This window comes from Mucilaginibacter sp. (assembly GCF_039921305.1).
In the GTDB taxonomy this organism is placed as follows: Bacteria; Bacteroidota; Bacteroidia; order Sphingobacteriales; family Sphingobacteriaceae; genus Mucilaginibacter.
Window position 1 is genome coordinate 1 of record NZ_JBDSCA010000068.1, and the last position, 5,417, is coordinate 5,417.

Genomic DNA, 5,417 nt, shown 5'->3' on the forward strand with positions numbered 1-5,417 from the left:
GTGAAAAGCATATTCATAGTAGGCTCGTCAATTTTGATAACGGCTAATTGTTCCGGGTTTTCAAAATCAGCAATGGTATCGCCAATATCAAAACCTTCAATACCAACTACGGCGCAAATATCGCCCGAGCTTACTGAGGTGGTTTTTACTTTACCCAATCCTTCAAAAGTGTAAAGCTCTTTAATTCTTGATTTCTGGATGGTGCCATCACGTTTTACCAACGATACCGGCATGTTTTCCTTAATAGTACCACGGGCCACACGGCCAATAGCGATACGACCTACAAAAGACGAATAATCCAATGAAGTGATCTGCATCTGCAAAGTACCTTCGCTAACCGGTGCCGGTGGAATGTTTGCCAAAATAGCATCCATCAACGGGAAAATATCTTCTGTCGGTTTCTTCCAATCAGTGCTCATCCAGCCTTGTTTAGACGAACCGTAGATCACCGGGAAATCCAGTTGATCTTCAGTAGCTTCCAAATTGAAGAATAATTCAAATATCTGCTCATAAACTTCTTCGGGGCGGCAGTTTTCTTTATCTACCTTGTTTACAACCACAATTGGTTTTAAGCCTAAAGCTAAAGCCTTTTGGGTTACGAAACGGGTTTGAGGCATGGCGCCTTCAAAGGCATCACAAAGTAATAACACACCATCAGCCATTTTTAATACACGCTCAACCTCACCGCCAAAATCGGCGTGACCAGGGGTATCAATAATGTTGATCTTAACATCTTTATACATAACCGAAACGTTTTTCGATACGATGGTAATACCTCGCTCGCGTTCCAGATCATTATTATCGAGTATCAACTCGCCTGTTTCCTGGTTGTCGCGGAAAATTGAGCAGGCGTGTAAAATTTTATCAACCAATGTAGTTTTACCGTGGTCAACGTGAGCTATGATAGCTATGTTTCTGATTTTTTGCATTGAAATGCGTACTTTAATTTTGGCGCAAAGGTAGTGATAATATATTGAAATTTAACTATGGTGCAAGAATGTTAATGAGCGGATTAAGTGGATTTAATGATGATTGATGTTAGGGGAATGTAAAAATGTGGAGGTGAGTGATGGGATTAAAGTTTTAGGAGAGTGGGGATAAGGAATATAATTAGTATGATGTGAGTAGGTTTTGCTGCTATTTGATAGTAGTAGGATAAGGTAAAATTAATTTATCAATTATTATGGCGTTGCCTTCGGCCCGGGCTATACGCTCATACTGCACGGGCCTTAGTCACGAGCCGGTATCCGCTTCTATCCCTAACGCGGAATGGGCAACGTTGGAAGGGATTAAAGTAGCGGTTATTGTTCAGGATCGGCGAGAAGATCGGTAATGTTTTTGATCACCTGGTCTAATTCGGTTGCGGAAGTGATGATGTAGTTTAATACGTTTCTTTGTTCGAGATCACTTAAGTTTAAATCTTTTAACATAGGTACAAGGCCCATGATGCGGGCCAGAGGCGCCCTGATAACATGGGATTGCATCCACGATACTTCGCGTAGTTTTTGGTATTGCAGCTCAATGGCATTGATATAGTTTAACCTTTCGGTTATATCATTAGCTATGATAACTTTCGCTTTTTTGCCTTTGTATTGGACGGGGTTGCTTAAGATATCAACCTGAATTAAATCTCCGTTTTTCTTTTGGTGTGTAAATACGCCTTGAGAAACGGAGTTTTTTGAATTACTGGAGCGGGTAACAGCATCCTGGAGATCGGGCAGCGTTCCGGAAGGCCTGATATCTTTTATCGTCATGGATAAAAACTCGTTACGACTGTAGCCGTAATGTTTAATGGCCGCGGCATTGACATCTAAAAAACTGAATGTATCTGTATCATACACCCATTGGGGTATAGGACTGAGGTGAAACAATTCGCTGTATTTAACTTCGGATTCTTTTAAAAGGATCTCTGACAGTTTGCGTTCGGTAATATCTTTAAAATAAACCGAGAGGCCGTTTGCCGATGGGTAAGCAGTGATATCATACCATTGATTTAACGGTGGATAATAATCTTCGAAGTGAACGGCCTGGTTGGTATTAATGGCTTGATTATACTTGTTATAAGATACCGAACCGATAGATGTTGGATATATTTCCCACAAATTGTGGTTGAGCATTTCGCCCTTGGTTTTGAGCAATACCTTTTCGGCCATTTTGTTCCAGTAGGTTACCGTCCAGTATTTATCTACTGCAAAAAAGGCGTCGCCGATGCTTTCTAATATTACGTTTCGCTCTTCGAGCATTTTAGCCGACGAAATTTGCGCCTGCTTTAAAGCATTTATATCCTGAAAACTGCCATAAATGCGATTGCATGTACCGTTTAAAAACTCAGCTTCGCCAATCACACGCACCCATTTGGTGTTGCCTTTGGCGGTTACAATTTGCACCTCGATATCAAAGGCTGCTCCGGTTTGGATAGCCTGGGTTATTTTATCAACAACAAGTAAACTGCTTTTTTTATCATGATAAAAGGCGATTATTGATTGTTGGGTAGGTATAAAAGCGGCATCAGCCTCGTGTATCTGGCGTGTGATATCAGACCAATAAATAACATCCTGGGTTAAATTAATCTCCCAGCCACCTATACAAGCCAGTTTGTGAACTTTATTTAAAAGCTGTTCGAGTTCTTTTTTATCGGTAACATCTTTACCTACGCAAAACAGTAAGCCTTCTTCGGTGGCGGGTGTTGAGCGCCAGTTTATCCATTTAACCTTACCTGATTTTGAAATGCTGCGGGTTTCAAAATCGAAAGTTTCACGGCTTATGCTAAGTTTATTAAATTCAACAAACATGGTTTCCTGATCGTCGGGATGAATGAAGGCGATGAGGGGTTTTTGTAACAACTCCTGTTCGGTAAACTCGAGCAGGTTGCATAAGGCGGGATTGATCTTTTTAAAATATCCATCGGTGCCTGCAACACAAACAATATCTGGAGCGAAATTGAAGATCTGGTTTAGCTCCTGCTCCAATTGTTTCCGTTTTATTTCGGAACCTAAATGGTTGCTGATGCTTTGAAGCAAGGGATCGTATTGTGCATTGTGGTTTTTGCGCGTATCTAAACCTAATATCAAAACACCTATAACCTGTTGGTTATTTAATAGTGGAACGCCACATAATGATTGCAAACCGGCATTTTGAGCAGCCTGACAACGGAGAAAATGGGAATCGGCAAGATCGCTCACAAAGGTTATAGTGCCGGTTTGCCAGGTTACCCCTGGCAAGCCTTCGCCTTTGGAGAAAGTTTTAATGTTAGCGCTTTCGGTATAAAACGCCTCCATTTTACTTGTTCCGAAATATTTGGAAGCGATATTGATGGTGTTGTTATCGGGGCTTACCAGCCAAATTTCGGCCATCACAAAATCATCAAACTCAATTAATAGTTGTAATGCATTGTTAAGAATTTGTTTTAGCTCCAGGCCGGTATTAAAAACAGTACTAATGCCAGATAACAATTCGCTCTTGATCTGCTCGTTTTTTATCTGGGTGATATCTTTATTAATAGAGATCCAATGGGTGTACCAACCTTTATCGTCGGCCACGGGGCTAACCGAAATATTGATCCAAAACTCATCTCCATTTTTTTTATAGTTGATGAGGGAAACCTCACAGGGCCGCCATTTACGTAAAGACTCACTTAGGCGCTTTAACTCCTGCTTATCAGATTTTGGGCCTTGCAATAAGCGTGGGGTTTTACCAATAACCTCGTGCGGTAAGTAGCCGGTTAGCTTAGTAAAGGCATCGTTTACATAAACTATGCGCGGGCCGGGTTCATCAAATGGCTCGGCCTCGGTAATTAGTACGGCATCGGTTGTATTGGTAATTACAGACTCTAACAATTTTAGATGGTGCTCACGTTCCCTTTGTTCGGTTATATCTCTGAAATTACATACGATGGCGTTAACGTCGGGGTCGGTAAGGAGATTGGTAAAAGTACAATCGAGCCACATATAGAGCCCGTTAAAATGTTTTGCCCTAAAAGTACTGGTTATTGGTACCCTACTATTGGCCATAAGCTGTTGTGACAATTGTTTCACCAATTGTTTATCCTGCGGATGCAGCAAGTCTTGCAGCGTTCTTCCATCCCTGTTTGCCTTGTTCCATCCTGTTATGCGCTCTGCTGATGGGCTACGATAAATAATATTCATATCGGCATCCATCAACGCAATACCAGAGTGGCTGTTTTCGACCAGTTTACGGAAACGAATATCTCTATCAATTACCCTTTTCATAGGCAGGTAAAGGCTTAAATTGAGTTTTAGTTGCTTGTTTATAATGCCGATCTATATGGTATTATAGGATTATGACAAATATTTTACCATAAGCTATTGTTATATAGGGGTTGTGATACAACCCCGGAAAGGCGATTAAAATTACAAAGGTTTATGAGCATAACAAAATATTTATTTAACTATTATTTAATTTTGGAAAAAACAATAAAAGGTTTGGAATGTAGATTTGCCATATTGGTGCTTTTTTTACGTAAAAAATATTTTTATAAATATATTTTGCGTTTGAAGCATAAGGTAATTGTGGTTGTTTTGGTTATTAATTTGCTAATAATAAGATAGTTACGTATATTTGTATTGGATACCGGAGCCAGTTCGGTACTTATTTAAAGCAGACTTTATTACCGCTCTTCTCCGTGCGGTTGCTTAGTTCCTTGTGTGCCGACAGGCAGGCTCGCGATGACAGGGTTTGAGATCTTTCGCTTTTAGGAACATTGCGGTTAGGGCCTTCGCGCTCATACTTCGAGTGCCTCAGTATGACATCCTTACGCGCTTTGTTTTTACTTATTTGCCATTCGGCTTTTTCTTTTCGTGAATTTTTTTTTTTAAATCAATTATATAAAACCATAAACAATATGATACGTGTTACCCCAAATTTGAGCGAGCAACAGATTTGCTTTTGTGATGAATACCTGGTTAGTTTTAATGCTTACCGCAGCGCTATTAACAGCGGCTATAGTGAAAACACCGCCCGCAAGGGTGAACTTTTGCACTACCCTAAGATACAGGAGTATTTGCGGATGAGGATGCAGGAGCGGAGCGACCGGATGGAAATTACGCATGATATGATTTTACGGGAGTATGCTAAAATCGCTTTTAGCAATATGGCTAATTATTATGATGAGCGTGGCGATTTGAAACCGGCTTGCGAACTGACCGAGACTGAAATGGCGGCTATTAGTTTTTTAGAGACGAGGAACATTGCGGAGCCGGATGGATATATTGTTGGCGCGGTTACTAAAATTAAGCTGCATAATAAGATGGCTGCGCTGGATAAGATTGCGAGGCACCTGGGTTTCTTTGAGACTCAAGAATCAAGAGCCAAGAATCAAGACAAAAAAGAGCAGGAAGCGGGAAGCTTGAAGCCGGAAGCTTTGGTTGTTGACGCGGATGGTGATTTAGGATTTGTTG

3 protein-coding genes are annotated in these 5,417 nt (G+C 40.8%); 1 reads left to right on the forward strand and 2 read right to left on the reverse strand.

The features are described 5' to 3' along the window. Together ABIN91_RS19720 and ABIN91_RS19725 are read right to left on the reverse strand one after the other, a co-directional pair. A partial coding sequence (locus ABIN91_RS19720) for a GTP-binding protein (RefSeq protein WP_348053165.1) occupies positions 1 to 929 on the reverse strand: 929 nt, incomplete at its 3' end. Between the two features lie 372 nt (positions 930 to 1,301). Further along, positions 1,302 to 4,229, reverse strand: a complete 2,928-nt coding sequence (locus tag ABIN91_RS19725; protein ID WP_348053166.1) for a PAS domain S-box protein — start codon at positions 4,227 to 4,229, stop codon at positions 1,302 to 1,304. Between the two features lie 632 nt (positions 4,230 to 4,861). Between ABIN91_RS19725 and ABIN91_RS19730 the strand changes: the two genes are divergently transcribed. Next, on the forward strand, positions 4,862 to 5,417 hold a 556-nt coding region (locus ABIN91_RS19730), incomplete at its 3' end, for a terminase small subunit (protein ID WP_348053167.1).